24 protein-coding genes are annotated in these 21,195 nt (G+C 70.7%); 4 read left to right on the top strand and 20 right to left on the bottom strand.

All coding sequences use genetic code 11. The features are described 5' to 3' along the window. Positions 1–11: 11 nt before the first annotated feature. The 20 genes from Q0994_RS12660 to Q0994_RS12750 all read right to left on the bottom strand — a co-directional run bounded on the left by Q0994_RS12660 (position 12) and on the right by Q0994_RS12750 (position 17,947). Positions 12–1,811 carry a hypothetical protein gene (locus Q0994_RS12660; protein WP_299532943.1) on the bottom strand — a complete coding sequence of 600 codons (1,800 nt, stop codon included), beginning with the start codon at positions 1,809–1,811 and terminating at the stop codon, positions 12–14. Further along, complete coding sequence (locus Q0994_RS12665) at positions 1,808–2,950, bottom strand: AAA family ATPase (RefSeq protein WP_299533079.1); 1,143 nt, start codon at positions 2,948–2,950, stop codon at positions 1,808–1,810. Before Q0994_RS12665 ends, Q0994_RS12660 begins: the two co-directional genes overlap by 4 nt. Positions 2,951–3,144: 194 nt before the next feature. Further along, a complete protein-coding gene (locus Q0994_RS12670) occupies positions 3,145–3,390 on the bottom strand; it encodes a hypothetical protein (RefSeq protein WP_187355703.1) in 246 nt (81 codons plus the stop codon). 10 nt (positions 3,391–3,400) lie between these two features. Then, the gene (locus Q0994_RS12675) at positions 3,401–4,417 is read right to left on the bottom strand and encodes a hypothetical protein (RefSeq protein ID WP_299532948.1); all 1,017 of its coding nucleotides are present in this window, start codon (positions 4,415–4,417) and stop codon (positions 3,401–3,403) included. A 54-nt stretch (positions 4,418–4,471) separates the two neighbouring features. Beyond that, the gene (locus Q0994_RS12680) at positions 4,472–5,656 is read right to left on the bottom strand and encodes a hypothetical protein (protein ID WP_299532950.1); all 1,185 of its coding nucleotides are present in this window, start codon (positions 5,654–5,656) and stop codon (positions 4,472–4,474) included. Beyond that, on the bottom strand, positions 5,653–6,111 hold the full coding sequence (locus tag Q0994_RS12685) for a hypothetical protein (protein WP_299532952.1): 459 nt from the start codon (positions 6,109–6,111) through the stop codon (positions 5,653–5,655). Before Q0994_RS12685 ends, Q0994_RS12680 begins: the two co-directional genes overlap by 4 nt. Positions 6,112–6,151: 40 nt before the next feature. Further along, a complete protein-coding gene (locus tag Q0994_RS34160) occupies positions 6,152–6,478 on the bottom strand; it encodes a hypothetical protein (RefSeq protein ID WP_363325548.1) in 327 nt (108 codons plus the stop codon). A 335-nt stretch (positions 6,479–6,813) separates the two neighbouring features. Further along, the gene (locus Q0994_RS12695) at positions 6,814–7,356 is read right to left on the bottom strand and encodes a hypothetical protein (RefSeq protein WP_299532955.1); all 543 of its coding nucleotides are present in this window, start codon (positions 7,354–7,356) and stop codon (positions 6,814–6,816) included. 8 nt (positions 7,357–7,364) lie between these two features. After that, positions 7,365–8,384 carry a hypothetical protein gene (locus tag Q0994_RS12700; protein WP_299532958.1) on the bottom strand — a complete coding sequence of 340 codons (1,020 nt, stop codon included), beginning with the start codon at positions 8,382–8,384 and terminating at the stop codon, positions 7,365–7,367. Positions 8,385–8,444: 60 nt separating this feature from the next. Next, positions 8,445–9,371: a hypothetical protein gene (locus Q0994_RS12705; protein ID WP_299532961.1), complete on the bottom strand. Its 927-nt coding sequence runs from the start codon at positions 9,369–9,371 to the stop codon at positions 8,445–8,447. After that, positions 9,361–9,531, bottom strand: coding sequence for a hypothetical protein (locus tag Q0994_RS12710; protein WP_299532964.1), 171 nt, complete (start codon positions 9,529–9,531; stop codon positions 9,361–9,363). Before Q0994_RS12710 ends, Q0994_RS12705 begins: the two co-directional genes overlap by 11 nt. A gap of 123 nt (positions 9,532–9,654) precedes the next feature. Further along, positions 9,655–10,227 carry a hypothetical protein gene (locus Q0994_RS12715; RefSeq protein ID WP_299532966.1) on the bottom strand — a complete coding sequence of 191 codons (573 nt, stop codon included), beginning with the start codon at positions 10,225–10,227 and terminating at the stop codon, positions 9,655–9,657. A 14-nt stretch (positions 10,228–10,241) separates the two neighbouring features. Further along, positions 10,242–11,756: a VirB4 family type IV secretion system protein gene (locus Q0994_RS12720; protein WP_299532968.1), complete on the bottom strand. Its 1,515-nt coding sequence runs from the start codon at positions 11,754–11,756 to the stop codon at positions 10,242–10,244. 28 nt (positions 11,757–11,784) lie between these two features. Then, positions 11,785–12,222 (bottom strand): DUF6238 family protein, encoded by a 438-nt coding sequence (locus tag Q0994_RS12725; protein WP_299532971.1) that lies wholly within the window; start codon positions 12,220–12,222, stop codon positions 11,785–11,787. Positions 12,223–12,247: 25 nt separating this feature from the next. Next, a complete protein-coding gene (locus Q0994_RS34165; protein WP_363325550.1) occupies positions 12,248–12,850 on the bottom strand; it encodes a DUF4259 domain-containing protein in 603 nt (200 codons plus the stop codon). Beyond that, the gene (locus Q0994_RS12730; protein ID WP_299532973.1) at positions 12,733–14,205 is read right to left on the bottom strand and encodes an SCO6880 family protein; all 1,473 of its coding nucleotides are present in this window, start codon (positions 14,203–14,205) and stop codon (positions 12,733–12,735) included. The genes Q0994_RS34165 and Q0994_RS12730 overlap by 118 nt, the downstream gene beginning before the upstream one ends. A gap of 75 nt (positions 14,206–14,280) precedes the next feature. Further along, the gene (locus tag Q0994_RS12735) at positions 14,281–15,654 is read right to left on the bottom strand and encodes an ATP-binding protein (RefSeq protein ID WP_299532976.1); all 1,374 of its coding nucleotides are present in this window, start codon (positions 15,652–15,654) and stop codon (positions 14,281–14,283) included. A gap of 35 nt (positions 15,655–15,689) precedes the next feature. Continuing rightward, positions 15,690–16,382: a hypothetical protein gene (locus tag Q0994_RS12740; protein WP_299532979.1), complete on the bottom strand. Its 693-nt coding sequence runs from the start codon at positions 16,380–16,382 to the stop codon at positions 15,690–15,692. Next, the gene (locus Q0994_RS12745) at positions 16,382–16,696 is read right to left on the bottom strand and encodes a DUF6112 family protein (protein ID WP_299532981.1); all 315 of its coding nucleotides are present in this window, start codon (positions 16,694–16,696) and stop codon (positions 16,382–16,384) included. Before Q0994_RS12745 ends, Q0994_RS12740 begins: the two co-directional genes overlap by 1 nt. A 132-nt stretch (positions 16,697–16,828) precedes the next feature. Next, positions 16,829–17,947, bottom strand: coding sequence for a C40 family peptidase (locus Q0994_RS12750; RefSeq protein WP_299532982.1), 1,119 nt, complete (start codon positions 17,945–17,947; stop codon positions 16,829–16,831). 498 nt (positions 17,948–18,445) lie between these two features. On the opposite strand from Q0994_RS12750, the gene Q0994_RS12755 reads away from it, so the two are divergent. From Q0994_RS12755 to Q0994_RS12770, 4 genes are all read left to right on the top strand, one after another. Then, positions 18,446–19,201, top strand: coding sequence for a site-specific DNA-methyltransferase (locus tag Q0994_RS12755; RefSeq protein WP_299532984.1), 756 nt, complete (start codon positions 18,446–18,448; stop codon positions 19,199–19,201). Positions 19,202–19,443: 242 nt separating this feature from the next. Further along, positions 19,444–19,986 (top strand): DUF4913 domain-containing protein, encoded by a 543-nt coding sequence (locus Q0994_RS12760; RefSeq protein ID WP_299532986.1) that lies wholly within the window; start codon positions 19,444–19,446, stop codon positions 19,984–19,986. Continuing rightward, complete coding sequence (locus Q0994_RS12765) at positions 19,983–20,468, top strand: hypothetical protein (protein WP_299532988.1); 486 nt, start codon at positions 19,983–19,985, stop codon at positions 20,466–20,468. The genes Q0994_RS12760 and Q0994_RS12765 overlap by 4 nt, the downstream gene beginning before the upstream one ends. A 16-nt stretch (positions 20,469–20,484) precedes the next feature. Then, complete coding sequence (locus Q0994_RS12770) at positions 20,485–21,180, top strand: hypothetical protein (protein WP_299532990.1); 696 nt, start codon at positions 20,485–20,487, stop codon at positions 21,178–21,180. Positions 21,181–21,195: the final 15 nt, after the last annotated feature.

Genomic DNA, 21,195 nt, shown 5'->3' on the forward strand with positions numbered 1-21,195 from the left:
TCTGTGTTGTCTCAGCGTGTCCTGCGGATGGCGTCCGTGGCGGCCGTGGCGATGGCGGCGGGAGCGCTGGAGGGCCGCGGCAGGTGCAGCAAGGTGGTCCCCGGCAAGTGGCGGGACTCCGCGGTGAGGGTGAGCTGGAGTACGGCGCAGCCGGCGGTCGTGAGCTGCTTTACGCGGGTGACGGCTTGAGCGGTTTCGTCGCTGACGTACCGGGCGTCGGTGACGATCACGAGGAGGCGGCCGGCGCCGGGGCGGCTGAGTTCGAGGCCGTGGTCGAGTGCGTCGATGGCGTCGCCGAGGTTGTGGTGGCCGCCGGTGGCATCGAACGTCGTCACGCGCTCCGGTGCCCGGTGGGTGGGTCGGGTCAACGCGGTCAGGTGCTGGTCGTAGGCGATGGTGGCGGTAAGGGAGTCGGGGTCGGTCAGGGCTGCTGCGCGTGCCACGATCCAGGCAGCGGACGCGACGGGCGCGCAGGCGGCACGCATGGAGCCGGACACGTCGACGGCGATACCCACACGCAGCGGTGGGGTGGGGGAGTTCCGGCGGCGGGTGTGGGTGAACGGTTCCGCGGTGGGGACCGACCCGGCCGCGCGCTGAGCGTCGCGGGCGAGGGCCGCGCGCATGTTGAGGCGGCCGGGCGGTGTGGGGCTGGTGGTCCGCTCCTCGGTCCGCTCGCGGTAGGCGGCGGCACGCAGGGCGCGGCTCAGGCGCGCGGCGGCACTCTGCTCGGCGGCGGTGGGCCTGCGGGTGCCGGTGACCGGGTTGCTGCGGGGCGCCGGTGTGCCGTCGGGGTTGACGGTGGTGCCACGGGTGTTGAAGACCGACTTGGCGGTGGCGGCGGCTTTGCGTCGCTGGCCGGCCCGCTGGGCGCGGTCCTGTGCCTGCGACTTGGACCGCGACGCCATAGCGTTGGCCGCTGCGTCCTGGGCCGCGAGGTCGGCGGCGTCGGTGGCGGCCGTGCTGTCCATGACGACCCCCACGGCGCCGGACAGCAGATCGGTGAGGTTCTCCGGCACGGGCAGAGCGGGGGCCGCCGTGTCCAGAGCGTCGCACCATTCTTGACCGTGCGTGAGCATGGTCGTGGCGTCGTGGTCGGCGCACTGGTGGGCTGCGGTCCAGATGCGGGTGAGTGTGGCCAGCAGGTCTGCTCCCAGCACCTTTTCGCACAGATCCGCTACGGCCCGGGTCTCGCCGGCGTCCAGGATGCCGACGTCACGGCGGCCGAGGACCAGGGCCGCCACGCCGGCGGCGTGCTCGATGCCCTGGAGGGTGGGATGGGCGATGTCGGGCATGACCAGGGTTCGGGCACTGGTGCGCAGGTACGTGCGGTCCGTGGGCCGCGTGACCAGGTGCGCGCCTTCGACACGGCTCTCCTCCAGCAGCAGCGCGGCCTCCACGACGCGGGGGTCCGCTCCGGCAGGCTGCGTCCAGATCGAGTGGGCCGCGTGCGCGGCCTCGTGGACGAACACGCCCCAGGCGGCGGGATACCGCTCCTCGTCGCCCACGATCCGCGGATGGATCTCGTGGGGCTTCAGCGGGGCGAACAGACGGGCATCGATCTCGACTTCACCCAGAGTGGGGAAGAACGCGGCCGGTGCGCCGCTGCGCGTGCCGGGGCGGCAGGTGACGAGGAGGTCCTGGCGGCCGGAGAGGGCGACCAGCCGGTCGCCGAGTTCGGCTCCCACGCGCAGCCAGGCGGCCGGGGAGGAACGGGGTTGCGCGGGCGGGGCGCCGTCGTCGTCCCATCGCGCGAGGTCGGCGTCGTCATCCGGCGTGGTGGCGGGGGACTGGACGTGGTGGTGGGCGCTCATCGCGAGCGGCCCCGGTGCGCGGAGACGGTGCTGCCCGGGGGCTGCCGGACAGCCGATGCCGGGAGCTGCTTGCCGAGGGTGAGGGGCGCGATCTTCTTGACGCCGACAGCCTTGATGACGGCGTCGGCGACGATGTCGCGGTCCTCCACAGGAGCGATGCCGACCAGGTTCGCCAGCGCGGCATTGGTGCCGAGGACGGCCTCAGTCTTCTGGTAGCTCAGCAGCTCTCGCAGTTGGGGGGCCCAGCCCAGCTCGCCGAGTTCGACCTGGTGGGCGAGGTTCCGGGCGACCCGGACGACCCGGGCATCGATCTTCAGCGCCTTGGCGAGGTCGTAGTCCGTGCCGATCTGGATCTGCACGCTGAACCGGGACGACAGCGCCTCCGTCAGAACCGCACCGTGGACGCCGGGATTGTGGCCCGCCACCACGTAGAAGCCCTTCTCGGCCTTGATCGTCTCGCCCTTGTGGGCCTTGACCTGGATCTGCCTGCGCCCGTCCATCGCGGGATACAGTGCCGCCAGGACCTTCGGTGAGATCAGGGTGGCATCGTCGATCAGCAGGGCGCGGCCCTCGGTCATCGCGGTGACCAGCGGACCGTACTGGAAGACGTAGCCTCCGCTGTCGGCTTGGGTGTACTCGCCGATCAGGTCGCCGACCGTGGTGTCGCCGTCGCCGGCGACGGTGAGCAGGTCCGGGAACGCCGCCTCGACCAGGCTCGTCTTGCCGGTGCCCGGAGGGCCGTAGAGCAGCACCGGCACGTCGGCGTCGCGCAGGCGGTTCAACGCCTCGACATCGGGCAGATCGGCCAGCTCCCTCGGGTGGTAGAGCTGGCCCCCGGCGCGGCGGATCGGGCCGGTCTGCCGGGGCGTGGCTGCTGCGGTAATGGTCGTGCGGGCTGTGGCCGCCTGGGCGCGGGGAGCGTGGGTGCCGGGTGGGCTGATCACAGCGGTCTGCGCTGCTGCGGCGGTTTTCGCGTTCGCGCGGAACTCCGGTTGTCCGGTTCCGCTTTGGTCGGCCTCGCCGCGTCGCACCAGGGTGAGGGTCGCGTTGCGGACGGCGCCGTGGGAGTGGCCCAGCTGCCTGGCCATGTCCCCGATGGTGAGCGCGTCCGCCGGCCGGTCGGCCAGCAGTCGGGCCACCTTGGCCCGTAGTTCGCCGCCCTTGGTGCGCGCTGGACTCGTGGGCGTTCCGGGTGTGGTCAAAACGAGGCCCCTTCAACAGGCGCGGATACGGTCGGGGTTGGCGATGGGCCGGAGAGGCTGGCCGCTCTCGGAGCGGATCAGGGACGGTGCCGACATCGGCGACCGGGCCAACCGGGGCGTACCGTCGGCGCTCACCGGCCGACCGAGGGCTCGGTCCAGGCGCAGGGGGTCGGCGACGTGCAGCTCGTTGGCTGCCGAGCAGGCCCGTGCGTCCGCTCCGCACCGGGTTCCGTCGCTCGGCAGGCGCAGCCTGGTGTCTCTTCGAAGCCGTCCTGGAGCAGGATCCGCCGGGCGGCGGCGTTGTAGCCGGTGGTGGTGATCTCGCCGGTGATGATGTGCCGGATCGGCGTGAACGATTCCGCTGGTGCATCGGGCAAGGCGGATCTCCTATCGGTGGTGGCGGGAAAGCGGTGGGGTGTTGGGCGAAGGCGAGGCGGGCCCGCTCGGAGGCTGGGGCAGCCCGGGCTGGGCGGCGGGTGCGGGCCGGTCGATGAGGCCGTGATCGAGCGAACGGGTCATCTCGGTCAGGCGCGTGCCGTGCTCCAGCCACTGGTCGAGTAGCTCACTGGCGGCCTGGTCCTCCGGAGGCGGCGCGAGGGTGAACGTTTTCTCGGCACGGTCGAGGACGGCGGCCGACTGCGCGGCCAGAGGTCCGGGCAGTGTGCTGCGCATGTGCCGGATCAGGTACGGCGCGTGCTGGCGGAGAGCGGATGCCAGAGGCATCAGGTCGGCATGCTCCGCACTGTCACGGGCTTCCCGCACCTGAGCCAGGGTGGCGTCGAGCATCAGCAGATGGGCGTCGGCCAGGGCCCGGTCGTAGGAGGGCAACAGGGTGCGGGTGATTTTCTTCATCGCTGTTTGCTCGGTGAGGGCGACGATGCTGGCCGGAGGCTGGATGCCCAGGGAGGGGAAGTCGGTATGGGGAGCGAGGGCGCCGACGAGGAGCTGCTTGTCCCACGGCCGCTCGGCCACTATCAGTTCCCGCCCGTCCTCATGGGCGAGGAACGCCGCGGCCGACATCTGTGCGCCGTAGGCCCTAACGGTGTAGGACAGCGAGCCGTCAGGTGCGGACCATGCCCAGCGCAAGCGCTGGCGTGCGTCGGACTCGGGTAGCTGGAGGTTGCCGATCTCCACCGCCCACGTCCCGCCGAGTGCCTGGGCGATACGGCGGGCGGCGTCGCCGATGAAGGGCCGGCGCGTGATGTCGACGGTAATTCCGAAGTGCCGGGCATTGCGGTACAGGGTGTCGATCGAGTTCTGCGCCGTGGCCGGGGTGTTCAGCGCCAGGACGTGGATGCCCTCGTGGTTCTCCTCGAAGGCGGAGAGGTCCAGTGCGGTGCGGGCCCAGTCGGCGCCGGGGCCGTGGGGCAGGGCGACGAGCCCGTCCTCTGGGCTCAGGTACAAGGTGATGTGGGCGGTGGCGGCAGTCAGGGTGTCTCCGGCTGGATGCGGGGGTGGCTACGGGCGGCGCGTGGCCGGCGTGGTGCGCTGCGGTGGCGCGGCCGGAAGTGTCGTCCCTGGGGCGGGGCGTGGGCGGGCCCGCAGCACGGGGGTGCGGTGCGGCGGCAGGACGGCCACGGTCGCGCCGAGGTCCTCGGCTGCCTCGTGCACTTCACGGGTGAGGAAGTCGAGTTGCCGGCCGAGCGCGGCGAGCCGGACAGCGATCTGCCGGCCCTGCACGGTCTCCAGCGCAGAAGCGAACTGGCCTGTGGTCTCCACGAGTTCCTGGAGACGGATCATCGGACCCGCGTTGTACCCGCGCTGGGTGGCGGTGAGTAGCGCGTTGGACGCGTCCCCGGCGGTCTGGGCCTCGATGACGTCCCGGATGAGTTCCTGCAGCGAGACCTCGGGGGCGGGTGCCGGGCGGTTGAACCGGGAGACGTCCGCGCGCAGCACACCGGGCGGGACCGCGGCGGGCAGCGCCTGCCCGGCCTCGCAGTCGTGAACGTGGTGGCCGATCACCTGCCAGCCCGGTGCGTCCGGGTCACCTCGCAGGGCGACCACCGTCGAGTCGTCGTCCTCGACCAGGTACGCGAGGGTGATCGGCTGCCCGTCAGCGGCGTGCCACGACTCGGTCAGCTCCAGCTCCCCGCGCCGCTGCGCCGCCTGCGCCCGCTCGGTCCACGCGTGCTGTTCCTCGCCGCTCAGCGGAGTCGTGTGGTGGGGCCGCTGGTGCTGGTCGGCGAGATTGCTGGCGATATATCCGTGATCTGCCCAGGTGGCGAGGAGGGGCCACAACGCGGCATGCTGCGCGCGTTCGGCTGCCGAGCCGGGGGTGGCGGGTTGGTCGAGGGCCCGGCGGATCTCGGCAGTGGAGGCGGCGAGGCCGTCCAGCACGGTCCGCCATCCGGTGAGGTGCCGGGCGGGCGGCAGTTCGTCCAGCGCCCGGCGAGCGGAACCGAGCAGTGCGTCGGCGTACGGGGCCAGGTGCTTGGCGTATGCCTCCACGGCCGCCTGGTCACGGCGCGCCAGGGCGGCTGCGGCGGCGCCTGCGTGGACGGTTCGCCCGTGGCGGTCGCGTGTGGCGTCGAGCCCGGTCTCGGTCTCACAGTCGATGACGGACATCCGCAGCCGGAAGTCGCGTGCCCGGTGCGCGAGGTCGGCCGCCGAGGGCCGAGGGGTGGGGCCGTTCACGGATGTCATCGGGACCGCCCCCCGCCCGAAGCCGTCAGGTGGACCGTCGGTGCGTAGGAGGGCTTCGGTGGGATCGGCCGGGCCGACGGTGGCGAGGTGGCGGGCGCGGTACCCCTTTGCGTCGTCCGGCCGGCGGCGGCCTGTGCAAGACGGCTGCGGCGATCCATAAGGCCGTTCGACGGGGCGGGCCGTGGTGGGTCGGCAGAGGCGGCGGGGTCGAGAGGGATGTCGGCCTGCACGGTGTATCCCTGGCTGCGCAGGTCGTGCACGGCCTGCCGGGTGCGGCGGATGCCCTCGCGCTCGGGTTCGCTGAGCCGGAACAGCCCAGGTTCGTCGGGTACGGGTTCGAACTGCTCGCGGAGCAGGAACCAGTGGGCGAGGTGCGGAGAGATGGAGGGGGTGAAAGAGGCGACGAAGCCGTGTTCCTTGCGGGTACCGAAGACGAAGTGGGTGCCAGGTTCCAAGAGGGTGGAGTTCTCCTCACATGGTCGTTGGTGGAGCAGGTCAGCGTCGGGGAGCGGGAGAGGGCTGACTCCGGGGGCGAGGGTGGGGGGCAGTGGCCGTGTCGGGGCGTGTGGCTCTGGCATTTGCTGGGGCCGGGGCGGGAGCGCTTGGGGACCGGGTGCGGCGTATGGGCTGGATGCCCGGTGGGGGTGCGAGGGAGGACCAGGCTCCGGGGTGGTCGTTGAAGGGGGTGTGTGGGTGGGTGGACCAGTCCACGACCGGGCCGATGTTCTCGTGGAGCAGGCTGATCACCTCGATGCCCTGCCGGTGCAGGACGTAGCCCCAGTCCATGTCCTGCGCGTCGGCGGTCTGGTCGGTGACCGTCATGCGCACCGGTGGGGAGCCGTCCGGAGTGATCAGGTGGTCCAGCGTGCGGCTGGGCCACTGCTCTGTGCCGATCAGCGCGGTGATGAGCGAGGGCGGGGCGCCGTCGAGGAGGTCCGTGCCCAGCTCCTGCCAGCCGACGGCGACGTCGTCGATGAGGTGACGGGAGAGGGCTTCCAGGTCGCGTCCGAACCTGTGCTGGTAGGCGGCCAGGAGCAGAGGCAGGTGGTGGCTGGGGACACCGTCGTGCTGGACGTGGATCCCTTTGTAGCCGGTGGGGGTGGGGCGGGCGATGAAGGAACGGGTCGACAGAGAGGGCCTCCGAAGGGGGTGGACGGTTACCGGCCGGGTGCCGGTCCGGCGGGCGGGGCGTGCGGTGGGCGCGGGGGAAGCCCGGTCGCGGTCGGTGCTCGATCCGGCCGATGCGGCGCCGGCGCCGGATCGTATGTGGCGCGCAGGGTTGTCAGATCGGCTTGGTCCGCGAGGGCAGCCACGGACAGGCTGCGGCTGGCTGCTTCCATCAGCAGTTTGGGCGGCGAGCCCTTCGCCGCGCCGCGGTGCTGACCGCGCCACTGGGCGGCGGCGTAGAGGTACTCGCTCACCGCCCGGAGTGCGGGCTCGGCGGCATCCAGAAGGTGCTGGGTGACGGCGCTGACCTCGGCGTGGCTCTGTGCTGCGGCGAGTGCGGCCAGATACGGGGCGAGGTCAGGGCTCGGCACGGGTTTGTCCGGCAAGGGATGCTCGGCCAGGAACGGCTTGGCGTCCCGCCTCGCCCACCGGAGCAGGTCACCGCGGGTGGCGATGCCGTAGCGGGCGGCGGCGATCTGCTCGGCGACGCGGCCGACGTTGTCGTACAGCTCGAAGTCGGGGTTCTGGGGCATGGGTCTTTCTAGACGGAGGTGCTGGGGCCGGCAGCCTTGGCGTCGGTGCGGCGGCAGCCGTAGCCCAGCAGGCTGGAGGGCTCGGGCACGTTCGGGACGGCGGCGATGTCCGAGCAGGTGAAGGTGTAGGTGAAGGCGGGGCCGGGGGTGGTGCCGAGCCAGGCCCGGTCCTGCTTCTCCGGCACGATCCCCAGGCCCGGTGCGCTCACCGCGTCGTGCTGGGTGTGGGTGTGGGAGAAGACCACGAGTGCCCCCGCGGTGGTCTTCAGCGCGTACGCGTCGGCGAACTGCGGGTCGGCGGCAGCGAAGCGGGTGGTGCCTCGTGGGCCGAACTTTCCCTGCGTTTCGTCGTGCATCTTGATCTGGCGTCGGGAGGCTTCCGACGGGGTGAGGACCTTCTTCCCGGTCTGCTCGCCTCCGGTGGCGTAGTTGTCGGTCACGGCGGAGCGCAGCACGCCGACTGGCGCGGCCAGGGATGACGAGGTGGCGTCCACCGCCGTGGCGTACCCGTCCTTGTCGAGCGCGATCTGCGGAAGCTGCTCGGGATCGTCGAGGTCGATGGTGGCGACCATCTCCCACTGCTTGGACTGGGTGCTCTGCGCCATGATCAGGACGCGGGCGTACTGCTGCAGACTGCCGGCCCGGGTGACGGCGGCGAACCATCGCTGCTGCCCGTCCTTCAGCCGCGGGATGTACAGGTCGGTGGCCGAGAGGTCGTACGACCACGGTCGGTACGGTTCCCGGTCGGCCTCGGGCAGGGCCTCGTCTTCCTGGATGTCAGCCAGCGACATTGCGTACCGGGGTCCGCCCTCGACGCTGTCGAGAAGGGCGCGATCCTGGCTGAGGCGAGCGAGGTTGTTGGTCTTTGAGTAGCGGGCGAGGGCCTCGCGTGCCTGCGCGGGGGTGAGCGCAGGGGACGACGTCGGCTTCGGCGCAGTGCTGGCCTGGGGTGCGTGCCCGGCCTCGGCGGCGCGACTGTTGTCGGTGCAGCCGGTCACGGCCAGGGCGAGGCAGGCCACGCCGACCATCAGCGGCAGGGGGCGACGGATGATGTGGATTTGGGCTCCAATGGTCTTCGAGCGGGGAGGTCAGCGAGCGTGCCGCTGCTGTGCCGGGGGGAGGACAGGCGGAGGGAGGGGCGCAGTTCGGGGCGGGGCCGCTGGTGGCCGGGGCGCCGACGGTTGCGCATCCAGTGCCCGCATCCGGTTCTCGGCGACGTGCAGGGTTTCTCCGACGTTTCGGATCTCAGCTGCGGCGTCGGCGAGGTCGTACGACAGATCGAAGCCGTCGTCCTGTTCCGCTTCCTTCGCCTTCTCCGCGGCTGCCTCGAAGAATTCGCCGAGCCGCTCCAGCAGGCCGTGGGTCGGCTCCAGGACCTGGTGGAGCAGAGCGGCGGCGTCCGCGTGCGAGGCTGCCCCGTTGAGCTGGTCGGTGAGAGCGAGGAGCACGTCGCCGTAGGCGTAGGCGGTTCGCTCTGCTCTCTCGCTGACGTCCGGGGTCTTGGACGGCTGGGGCGAATGAGCTGAGTGCACGGGTGGGCTTTCATGGGGTGCGATGGCGTGGGGCAGCAGCCCGAGCTGCCCGAGGTGATGGTCGAGGGCTGCGATCAAGGGCTGGGCGCTGCCGCCGTGGCGGGTCTCTGGTTGCTCGGGGTGATCGGGGTATGCGGGGGGAGTCGAGTCGTAGATGCGTTCGAAATAACTTGACCGGTCGCTGTTGCGTTCACGGGTCACGATCCAGCCCTCCGGGTCTCCGGGCGGGCGCTCGGACGGCGGCTCTTGCGGCGGGCCGATGATCAGGTAACTGTCGTCGGGGAGCGACACGCGCACGATGTAGGCACTGAGGCCGAACTCGATGTCACACTCCAGCCCGCGCTCTCGCAGGGGCGTGGTGATGTGTGCGTGGCGGCGCCACAGCTCCTGCCACCAGGGGGTGTTCACATTGCGGTGGTCAGGAAGCGGGGCGAGGGGAGTCGCGCGGCGAGTATCGGGGGTGCTGTCCTCGTCAGCGGCCACGGTTCCTCCTGCGGGAGGCCGGTGAGCGGTGCGGCGGAGGTGTCCGGCGGGTAGGGCCGGCTTCCAGCTTCGGAAGCGCGGTGAAGTCGAGTTCGTAGTCGTCGTAGGTGGCGATCAGGTCGTGTTCCAGATGGGCTTCGCGGTCGGCGACCTGGGCCATGAGGTCGTCCTGCTCGGCCTGGCACTGCTGGTACTCGGCCCAGTCGACGTCGCTGAAATGAACGGGGCGGTTCAGGGCATTCCTTGGGGGACGTGGGTGCGTTGGGCTTCGGGTTCGGTGCGGTCAGCGGCGGCGACCGCCCGGCGTGGGAGGTGGAGGCAGCGGCGGGCCTTCCTGACGGGTGAGCGGCGCGAGGAAGCGCTGGAAGCCGAGGTGGTCGTCGAGTTCCTTGGCCGCGTCCCGCAGGGATTCCGAGGAGCGCCGCAGGAAGGCGCGGGCTGAGGCGTGGTCGTTGACCATGCAGTTCGTGAGGTAGCGCCGGTCGGTCGGGGTGGCAGACCGGGGCAGTGCCAGGGCACACTCCGCAGTCTCGGAGAAGTGCGAGGCTGCGTGGCTCGACATGGTCGCCGCCGTGGCGAGATGCCTCAGGACGGTGCTGCCGGCACTGGTGGTGCGGTGAGGGCTCCGCGCGAAGTCGGCGGTCAGCCGGAAAACGTCGCGGGAGAGGTCCTGTGCGTCCGCGGCGTGCTGGAGCAGTGCGGGGTAGGAGGGGGTGGCCGGAACGTCTCCGTTCTCGTCCAGCAGCTGCCACTGCTCGGCGGCGTTGAGTAGTTTGTCCTTCATCACGTTGAGCGTGCCGATAAGGTGATGGGCCTCGGCACTGGGTATCAGGTCGCGGTGTATGCCAGGTGTCACGGGCGTTCTGTTCCTCAGTGCATACGGGCGTCAGTGTCGAAGAGCGCCAGTTCGTGGCTGTGCAGAAGGTGTTGCACGATGAAGCTCCGACCTGCGACTTTCCACAATCCGCGCCCTCGGTTGAGGTGGGCGATGGCGTCCATCTCGACGGAGGTGAGGCCGAGCAGGGAGGCTGCGGCGTGGAGTTGGTCGGTCTCCTGGCGGTAGATGATCCGGGTGCTGCAGTCGGCGAGAAGCCCTTCGGCCAGGGCCCGCCCCTGCGATCCGGCGTCGCCGGCGGTGAGTAGGTCGGACAGCCGGTGGATCACCATGAGGTTGGCGATACCGAGGCCGCGGCTCAGCTTCCACTGGGCCTGCATCCGCTGCAGCAGACCGACGTGCCGCATCAACCTCCACGCCTCGTCGTAGACGATCCAGCGCCGGCCGCCGGACGGATCGGAGAGGGCGGACTCCATCCAGGCGCTCGCGCAGGTCATCGCCAGGACGAGCGCGGTGTCGTCGCCGGAGCCGCCAAGGCGGGACAGGTCGATGGTGAGCATGGGCGCGTTCGGGTCGAAGGCGACGGTGGAGTGCGCGTCGAACATGCCGGCCAAGTCACCGTGGACGAGACGGCGCATCGCGTGGGCCAGGTCCCGGGCCGCGTCTCCGAGCTGTCCTGACATCATCCCGGCGGCCTCGCTGAGGAGACCCGGGTTGTTGAGGGTGGCGGCGACGTCGCCGAGGAGCGGAGTGTGGCCGGCACCCGCGGCACGGGTGACGACGGCGTCGAGGGCCACGTCCAGGGCGGTGTGCTCCATGGGCATCAGGTCCCGCCCCAGAACGGTCCGGGCCAGGGAGCCGAGCAGCAGCAGGCGGCGCTTGCGGATCTCGCCGACCCAGTCAGCCTCGGACACGCTCGCCGGGCGCGGGGCCGCGTCCAGAGGATTCAGGCGTCCCGGCAGCCCAGGGCCAAGAGCGACGGACCGGCCTCCGAGCGCCTCAGCCACCGGCGTCCACTCGCCCTTCGGGTCGCACGGCACATAGACGCGGTACCCGAAGGCCACCGACCGCAGCGCGAAGGACTTGGCCAGTGCGCTCTTGCCCTGGCCGATCACCCCGGCCAGCAGGAGGTTGGGGTTGGTGAACCCCTCGACCTTGCCGTACAGCGCGAACGGATCGAAAACGAAGGACGCCTCCGCATGGACATCGCGCCCGACGTAGATGCCTTCGGCGCCGAGTCCGCCTTCGGCCAGGAAGGGGTAGGCGCCGGCGGCCACAGCGGTGGTCATGCGGTGTGCGGGCAGCTTCAGCCGGTTCTGGCGGGCGGAGGCGGGCCCGGGGCGTCCGCTCGGCGGGTAGAGCGGAGCGGGCGTCTCATGCTCGGCGGGTGCGGTGCCTGTTTGGTGGGCGCTGGCTTCGGCACGGGCCTTGGCGGTGGCTTCGGCGAGCTGGCGACGGGCTTCCTTGCGGCTGGCCCGGTCGGTCCCATGCGGGGTGAACAGGGGGCTGGCGGAGGCGCGGCGGGCGCGGCGGTTGGGCCGGTGGCTCATCGGGGGCGCTCGATTCTGCGGGTGGTGCTCATCGCGCGCATGCCGTGGTGTGCGCGCGGAGGTCGGTGGGGGTGGTCTTGCGCCGGATGATGTGCCCGGCGGCGAGGTGGCGCTGGCAGATCGTGAGGACTGTCGGTCCCTCGGGAAGCTGTTCGGGGCGGCACTCGGTGGATTTGGCAGTCGTGGTCGGCAGCCGGTGGAAGGCTGCGTGGGTTTCGGTGGCGGCCTGCCACAGCCGGGTCCGCGCGGTGGCGAGGTGGCGCCCGGCAGCGGGGTTCTGGGGCCGGGTGGTGTCTGCGAGCTGGTCCAGAAGCTGGTGCAGCGTGGTCAGGTGGGCGTGCAGCACGTCCAGGTGAACGCGGTCGGCGGCGCGGTCCTGGGCGGGCAGGCTCCGGGCGTGGTGGCGGATGCCGGCGGTGGCGGCACGCAGATAGGGCTGCGCTTCGTGCGCGGGACTGGTGTTCAAGAAGGTCCTTGCTGGGTCGGTGAGGTCAGCGGCGACGGGGGCCTGAGTCGGGCGCTGTCTGGGTGGGGCGACAGGCCGGAGATGGTGCCGGAGGCGGCTGGGTCGGCCTCGCGGGCGTCGTTGCGAGCACCCCGTGCAGTTGGGCGAGGCCGGAGAGCCAGCGTGTGACGAGCTGTTCGCTCACCCATCCATAAGTCTGTGGAGGGCGGGTGAGGATGGTGACGAGGGCCGCAGCCGTGAGGTCCCGCAGATCGTGGGGGAGCGGCGGCAGGGGTTTGTGCGGGCCGTACACGGGGTGGAGAGGCTCGCCGCCGGGGCAGGACGAGGCGATCACCGCTGCGGCTGCGACCGTCACTTCCCAGTTCTCGATCCTGGTGCTGACCGGTTCGGAGAGGGCGTGGCGCAGGAGAACCTCGGGCACGCCTGACCGGTCGAGCAGCAAGGCGTAGTCGGCTGCCAGGTCATTGTCGAAGGGGCCGGTGCCCCATGTGCCGATGGTGGACTCCTCCGTTACAAGGTGGTGCGGGCGAGGGGGAGGGCGGCGACGGTGAAGGCGTCGGGCTGCTGGTAGTTGAGGCGGCGCAAGTCGACGCCGGCGGTGACGGCGGCGGTCTCGATCTGTGCGCAGGCGGCGTCGAGGAGAGCATCGGTCTCGGCCGTGACGGTGACCAGCCCGGTCAGGGCCACGTCCGCGTGCCCGGCGATGAGCTGGCGCTCTCGCGTCTTGACGTCGGCGTACTCGACGGAATCCTCTTCGGAATCGACTTGGCCGCGGCGGGCGCGCTCGTTCGCGTCGGCGATGATCGCGGCCTTCCTTCGCTGGACGTCCCGCAGCGCGGACTCGAGCCCCTGGGGCGCGTAGATGAGGGACAGGCTGCGCCGTACTCCGGCGGTGAACATGATCCCGTGCAGGAAGCCCGCTCCCATCTCGGTGCGCGGCCAGTTCTCCACCCAGTACGTCGCGTGCCGGGCGCTGTCGGTGGCGAGGCGGTCGTACTCCTCGAACTGGACGACAGGTCCCGCGGCGGCGGGTTCCGCTTCGGCGCGGCCGGTCTCGGACCACTGCTGGAGGGCTGCGAGGGCCTTGGGGTCGTAGGCGGTGCGAATGACCGCGGCGATCTCCCGGGCGCTCAGCCACCCGGTCACCATGAGACCGGCGTTCCGGGCGGCCTGGGCGAGGGACGAGGTCGTCTGCTCCATGACGGTGAACGCGCCTGGCAAACCGCCGCCGGCCTGCGCGATCAGCCGCTTGGCGGCCTTCAGGTCAAGGGATATGGCGAGGTAGGTCTCGTGCGGAGCGGCGGCGGGGCCGGCTGACGAGACGAGTTCGGAGTAGATCTGTCCGGCGACCGGAGTCTCGGGACGCCCGTTCTGGGTCCAATGCCGGGTCAGGGTGTCACCGCTGTCGGGGACGGTGCGCTCCAGCACTTGCACGGTGGCGATGTGGCCGGTGCGGGCGATGCCTGCCAGCGCTCGTCCCCAGCTGTTGACGTTGTGGTTCTGGGTGGCCGGGTCGAGGAGAGCGAAGGCGCGGGAGGTGACGCGTGCGATGGCGGTCAGGGTCTGCCGGTGCGGGTCGTGCACGGCCGCAGCGCCATTGGCGGAGTCACCGGGGGTGACCACCTTGAGGGAGGCTGCGGCACCGGGCAGGTGAAGGACGCCGTCCTGCCGCGGGCGGGTAACGGGCCGGGCGAGCCAGAGCGTCTGGCCGGTCCGGCGGCGGTGTGCGTAGCGGGTGACGATCGGCGCCCAGTCGATGAGGGAGCGGCCGTGCCGGCGGATGGCGATGAGGGCACCGGAGGCGGCCCACAGCGGGGCCAGGGCGACGGCGCCCAGCAGGCCCGTGGAGATCACCGTCATCAGCAGTAGCGCAAGCATGCACGAGGCCAAAGAGAGCTGGGGGAGTGAGAGGCCGAGGAGGATGCCGCGGCGGCTCCGGTGCGGGAATTTAACCGTGATCGGGATGGTGGAGAGATCAGTCAAGGGGCGGTTCCTGGAGGCGCGGGTGGAACCCGGGGACGGGGCGCGTGGCCCCGCCCCCGGGAGTCGGGCAGAGAATCAGAGACCGGCCGCCGGCGGTGTGGCCGACCCGCTGGACGTAGCGCTCTGGGAGCCGGAGGACGGCGGTGCGCCCTGGGGCGGCGCGGTCGTGGTCGGCGGGGTGGACTGCCAACCGTCGCCCTGTCCGGACGTGGCGCTCGCCCCCGATCCGCCGGCCCCTTGGCTCCCGCCCACCTGGCCACTGGTGTCGTCGGACACGCTGGTCGGCGCGGGCTGGACGGCCTTCTCCAGACCGGACTTGACGGCATCGCCACCGGGCGAGACACCCGAGCCGCCGGATGGTGACCCTTCCTTGCCCTCTGTGCCTCCGCCGGTCGGGTTGGCGGCGACATCGCCGGGGAATCCCCCTCCACCGCCGGCGTCGGGGCCCTGCGGGGCGGCACCCGCTCCCGCTGCCGCACCGCCGGTCCCAGCGGTTGCCGCAGCCGAGGCGGCCTTGCGGGCGGCCTTCTCGGCATGTGCCTTGGCTATCTGGGCTCCCGCGCCACCGGCACGGTGGATGGACTCGCCGTCGGTGCCGTCGGCCGCCCAGTGCACGAACTTGAAGACCGCGTACGGGCACAGCAGCACGAGAACCATGATGACGATGCCGGCCATGACGTCGGCCAGCGCGGCGATGCCGCCCTTGGCCTCGGTCTTGCCCATCGCGGCGATACCGAGAACGAAGATCACGGTCATCAGGAGCTTGGAGACCACGAGTGTGGCGGTGGCCTCGATCCAGCCCTTGCGCCAGCGCCGGGCGACCTCCCAGCCGCCACCGGCGGACGCGAAGATCGCCAAGGTGACCATGACGAGGATGCCGACCTTGCGCACCATCATCACGCACCAGTAGAGGAACGCTCCGATGGCGGCGCCGAGACCGGCGACGACCGGGACGAGCCAGCCCAGTCCGGTCAAGGCCCCGAGCTGGTTGACCTTCACGATCCGGCGCACGGCTGTCTCGATGTTCAGGTGCGCGGCCTTGAACAGGCCGTCGGATATCGCGTCGACCACCTCGACCGCGACGGTCGTGAACGCGATGGCGCAGAAGGCGAACAGGACGCCGCTCATGGTGCCGGTGAACGCTTGTGTCAGGGCCTGCCCGTCACGCCGGATGGCTGCCCGCACCAGCTGCGCGCAGAACGTGGCGACCAGCAGGACCAGGCCCAGCGGCAACAGCATCTCGTAGTTGTCGCGGAACCAGCCGGCGTTCAGGTCCACCTTCGTGGTGGTGTCGACTGCCTCGGCGGCCAAGTCGGCCGCCGCGGCGGCGAGTTCGCCGGCGGACTTCGCCATCCAGTCACCGATGGCCTTGCCGGGGTTTGAAGCGAAGTCCACCGCGTCGCCGACGGCGCACATCTTGTCTGCCAGGGGGAGATCACAGAAGCCCACGAGGAGCTACCCTCCGTTCTTGTTGCAAGCGCGGGTCACTGCGTGACGCTCGGGGCGATGGCGGCCAGGGTGCAGTCGTCGTTCGGGCGGCACTGGACCGCAAGGGTCACAGCCCGCTCCTCGGCTCCGCCGCCGCCCTTCTTCCAGGCGATCTGCTGCTTGCCGTTGACGGTGACGACGTAGATGTACGCCTTCGTGATCGCGGACGGGTCATCGGCCAGCGCCTGCTTGAACGCCGAGGGGAAGTGGCCCTCGGTGACGCCGGCGGTGGCCTGCTGCTCCTGGTCGGCCATCCGCGACCACAGCACCGGATCGGGCACCTGGCCGGAGACCGAGGCCCAGTCGGCATACGCGCTCTCGCCGGTCATCCAGGCGTGCATACCGGCGAGCTGCTGGTCGCGGCTGGTGGTGCGGGTGTCGTAGGACCACAGCATCTGGGCCGCCGCCTTGGCGTAGGCGACCGGCTCGGCGATCTGGGGAGGCTTGGGCACCGACCCCGTTCCGGAGGAAGGCTTCGGGGCGGCCTCGGTGGAGGACGGGCTGCCGGTCGGGGTGGGCGCGCCGGCCCCAGGGGCCTGGCGCCCGTTTCCACCGCCGGTCAGCAGGGCGACGACCGCGGCGATGGCGAGGAGGACGGCGACGGCGGAGGCGACGATCGCGATGCGCTTGCCGGTTGGCCAGTGTGTGCCGTACGAGAGCGCCGAGAGGGAAGGGAATCGTGTCCGCATCAGTGAACCTGCGACCCCAGACTGGAGAAGAAGCTCACGATGCCGTTGGCGGCACCGAGGCCGAGCGCGGCGCCGGCTGCCACGAGGGCGCCCTTCTTGCCGTTGGCCTCGGCCTGGTGGCCACCGGTGTGGTGGCCCCAGGCCCATACACCGAGCGAGACGGCGAGGGCGCCGACCACGGCGATGATGCCGAACATGTTGATGCTGTTGACGACGTTCTTCAGCACGGCGAGGCCGGGCAGCCCGCCGCCCTGGGGTGAGATTCCTGGGTCGTAGGCGAGGTGGATGACGCGGTCTGCGAGAGGGACGGACATAGGTGTGGTGGGGCTCCTTGCATACGTGGGCCAGGCGAGGGCCGGCGGAAAAGGGGAAGCGGAGGGGGATGTGCGCTCGGGGTGCGGAAGTGGCCGCGGCGGCGGGGCGCCCGGCGCGGTGCCGGGCGAGCGTCAGAGGACGCGGCGGGCGGCGAGAATCGTCCAGTCCTTGACCGGGGTGATCCGGACCGGCTTGGTGGTGCGCGGCGCCTCGATGACGAGGCCCTCGCCCATGTACATGCCGACGTGTTCTGGCCGTGCGGCGCTGCCGCGGCTGAAGATCAGGTCGCCGGGCTTGAGCTGGGCGGGCGATACTGCCTTGCCCTCGTTGACCTGCGTATACGTGGTGCGGGTAAGCGTGACGCCGACTTGGGCGTACGCCTGCTGCATCAGGCTGGAGCAGTCGCAGCGGCCCATCGGGTCGGGGCCGTGGGCGTTGGTGCAGGACCCGCCCCACTGGTAGAGCGTGCCGAGCTGGTGCATCGCCCACTCGATGACCTTGCGCGCCTTCGGGTCGGCGTCCTTGGGGATCGTGTAGCCCTTCGGGACCCTCCCCTCGGGGATGGGACCGAAGCCGGAACCGTCCTGGCCCGGCGCGCAGCCGGTGGAGAGGGTCGGAGGCTGCGTGGTCTGGTCCGTGTCGTTGGCGCCGCCGGGGAAGGTCTTGGCGATGGCAGCCTGCAATGCAGTGGCCAGGTTCTCCCACTGCGCGTACGCGTCCGGCAGGCCGGACTTCTGCACGGCTTGGGCGGCCTGGGTGACGGTCATCTGCTGCCAGCCGTTCACCTTGAGCAAGTGCTTGTAGAACTGCTCGGAGGCGTAGACCGGATCGCGGATCTGCTGGGCGCTGCCCCAGCCCTGGGAGGGGCGCTGCTGGAACAGGCCGAGGGAGTCGCGGTCGCCGTAGCCCAGGTTGCGCAGCCGGCTCTCCTGCATCGCCGTGGCGAGCGCGATGATCTGGCCCTTCGTGGGGACGTCGAGCGAGAGGCCGGCGGCCACGATCGTCTGCGCGTTGGGTACCTGTTCGGAAGGCAGGTCCAGGCCCTCGATGTCGACGTTCTCGCCAGATGCGCCGTCGAGGATCTTGCCGACCTGCTCGGCGACCTTGTCGGTGTCGATGTCGGTCAGGCAGTTGCTGAGGGAGCCGCTGCTCTGCACGGCTTCGGCGGAGGTTGCCAGCACCATGCCGGTGCCGGCGACCAGGATGGGGGAGAGGAAGACGACGCCGATGCCGGCGGCGAGCGCTTTCAACCGGAGCCGATCGCTCGCCGGTCAGCGTGTTCGGGCATGGGCGGGTAGCGAGACGTCATGAACGTGTCCTTGAGGGGTGCGGTGACCGGCGTGCCGCGTGCGCGAGGCGTCATGGAAGGGCGCGGCGGCCGGGGTGGGCGATAGGAACGGGCCGGCACGGGCGACTTGCCGCTCACCACGCGTGGCCGGGCCGTGAACTAGGTGTTCCAGGGCACGGAGGGGAGTAGCCAGCGGCGGTGTGCGCCGGGCGGTTCAAAAACAGTAGGCGCGGATCGGCCGTTGACCAAAAAATCGGCGTGAGGTATCGGAATCCGGTACCTCACGGAGCACTTCTTGGTCGTCGGCGGATTCGCCTCTACAGTTTTTGGACTCCCCCTCACCTTCCTCGGTCTGTGGCTCCGGGCTTCTGCATGCCCGATTCCAGCCCGCGAGGACTACTGCGTGAGGCGGTGAGTCCCATTTCGCTCCGCGTTCCCATACCCGAATAGGGGTTCCTCTTTGCCTTTTTCCCTGCACCAGGGCGACGCCCTCAGCGTCCTCACCGGCCTTCCGGACGGCTGCGTCGACTCGGTCATCACCGATCCGCCGTACAACAGCGGGGGCCGGACCGCGAAGGAGCGCACCACCCGCTCCGCCAAGCAGAAGTACACCTCCGCCGATTCCAAGAACGACCTCGCCGACTTCACCGGCGAGAACATGGACCAGCGCAGCTATGGGTTCTGGCTGACGCAGATCATGAGCGAAGCGCACCGTCTGACGAAGACCGGCGGGACCGCGCTGCTGTTCACCGACTGGCGCCAACTCCCCACGACAACGGATGCGATCCAGGCGGCCGGATGGCTGTGGCGGGGCGTGCTTGCCTGGCACAAGCCGCAGGCCAGGCCGCAGAAGGGCCGGTTCACCCAGAACTGCGAGTTCATCATCTGGGCGTCCAAGGGGCCGATCGACGGCTCCCGTAACCCGGTCTACCTGCCGGGAATGTACTCGGCGTCGCAGCCCTCGGGGTCCAAGCGCCAGCACATCACGCAGAAGCCGGTCGAGGTGATGCGCGAGCTGGTCAAGATCTCCCTGCCGGGTGGCACGGTGCTCGACTTCTGTGCCGGCTCCGGCTCCACGGGCGTCGCCGCCCTGCTGGAAGGCCGGGACTTCATCGGTGTGGAGAAGACCGAGCACTACGCGTCGATCGCGGCCGACCGGCTCACCGAGACAGTCCGCGAAACCCTCACACAGGACGACGTGGTTCTCACCGTCTGAGCCGCGACCGCGCTTCCGGTCGAGGCGACTGGATCCCTTAGCGGAATCCCGGCACAGCAGAGCCCGTACCCCACCGTCCGGTCCGTGCGTCGCCCCCTCCGTCCTTCTCTCTTTCCACGTCCCGTAGGAGGCCGAAACTTTTCATGCCCGAATCCACAAAGCCAACAGACGACGGGGAGTTGGAGCCGGTTCGCGTCCCGGATCCGCAGCTGGAGGGAATTGAGGCGAGCGTCCGACGGCTTATGGAGCAGTCGGCGCAGCAGGCGCAGCAGCTCGACCACCTTGCTTCCGCCCCGGAGCCGAGCGAATCGCCGTTCGCCGCGTTCGGCATGCCAGGACTCGGCGGGCCGCCTCCCGCCGCCCCGACTGAGCCCCGCCCGATTCTGGAACTCGACGGGGAGGAACGGGAAGACGAACTCGACGCCCTATCGGACTGGGTCGACGACTTCTTCCTCCCGGTCTACGGCTCAGAGGTCACCACCGCAGCGCCCTGGTGCCTGCAGTGGCAGGAACACGACGATGTCGTGGCCTGGCTCCACGCTCTGTGGCTCGCCTACCAGCAGCACAAGGAACCCGACGCCGGTCTCTCCGGCCTGTTCGTGTGGCACCGGGACTTCCTCACCCACGCTGTCGCGGCGATCCGCGCCCCGGGCGGCCCGCTGTCGGCGTGCATGACCTCTCCCGACCGTCCCGCACACCGTCTCCTGCCGGGCCCGCCGCCGTCCGTGCGCACGGAGATGGCGGCCTCGGCAGAGGCCGCCGGGCCTGCCGAGCCGACGTCATGAGCACGGGACAGGGGCAGCCCGCCTTCGGCCTGAGCTTCGACCCCCGAGCCCTGACCGACCTTATCCAAGCCCCCAGCGACATTCGCGACCTCACCCTTGCCCACCTGCAGGAAGTCGTGAACGCCCAGCGCTTCGGGCTGCGCCTCGACGGTGACCTGGAGGGATTCCGGAAGCTGTTCGTGGACGCACGTAAGGAATGGCGCGTCGTCTACGGCGTCCGCCCGGCACCCGCGGAATCCGCACACCCGAAGGATGTGCACGTGGTCGCGGTCCGGCCGCGTGCGGGTAACGACGTCTACGACGAAGTCGGCCGCCGCCTGGGGATGGCCCGTCGGCCGCTGAGTGCCCGCACCCACGCGGCACGCTCCCGACCGCCGCAGCTGACCACCCGCGGCCCCGTACCCCGGCCCGGTCCATCGGCCACCGCACCACCGGCGCTGCCCCGTCCTGCACAGAACCCCGCGCACCATGCAACCCGCTGAACACGGAGCGTCGCCTATGCCCCCTCAACCCGCGCCGACACCAGTGCGGCGTGCGGTCACGCAGCTTGACCACCGCATCGAAGCGGTCACCGGCCACGACATCGACACCCTGTGGGCCTACCGCGAGCGCGGCGTTCTCGACGAACCGCACGCCCAACTGGTCGACCGGCACCGCACGCTGGCCAGCGCTCAGATCGGCGTCACCTTCTACCTCAAGCTGCTCAACCGGCTCACGAGCGGTGAGTTCCCCGTCGACGGTGCTCTCTTCGTACGCATCGATCGCACCGTGGACCAGCTGGAGCAAACCGCCGACGCGCGCGACGCCGCAGCCGAAAAGGTGCTCGCAGCCCTGGAGCCCATCGAGGCCGCCGCGCCATCGACGCCCGACAAAGGACCGCTCTCGACCGACGACCAGACGGCACTGCTCGCCATCGCCGGCGGTGCCAAGCTCCACGAACACCTGCTCACCGGCCGGGCATCGGTGGCCTCCTCCTCCGGCACCCGTATCCCCTATCCCCAGATGCAGAAGCTGGAACGTGCCGGCTTGGTCATCCGGGACACCAACCACCCGGTGCACGCCGGCCAGCCCGTCTCCCTCACAGAGACCGGACGAGCGGCACTGCTCGACGCCCGCCGGACTCCCACGACGCGTGCGCCGAAGAGGCCAGCTCGCCCGGGCGCATTCCCGTCCACTCCGGCGAAGCGGCGCTGAACTTCACCGAAAGGC

The sequence above is a fragment of the uncultured Streptomyces sp. genome (assembly GCF_947488945.1).
Classification (GTDB): domain Bacteria; phylum Actinomycetota; class Actinomycetes; order Streptomycetales; family Streptomycetaceae; genus Streptomyces.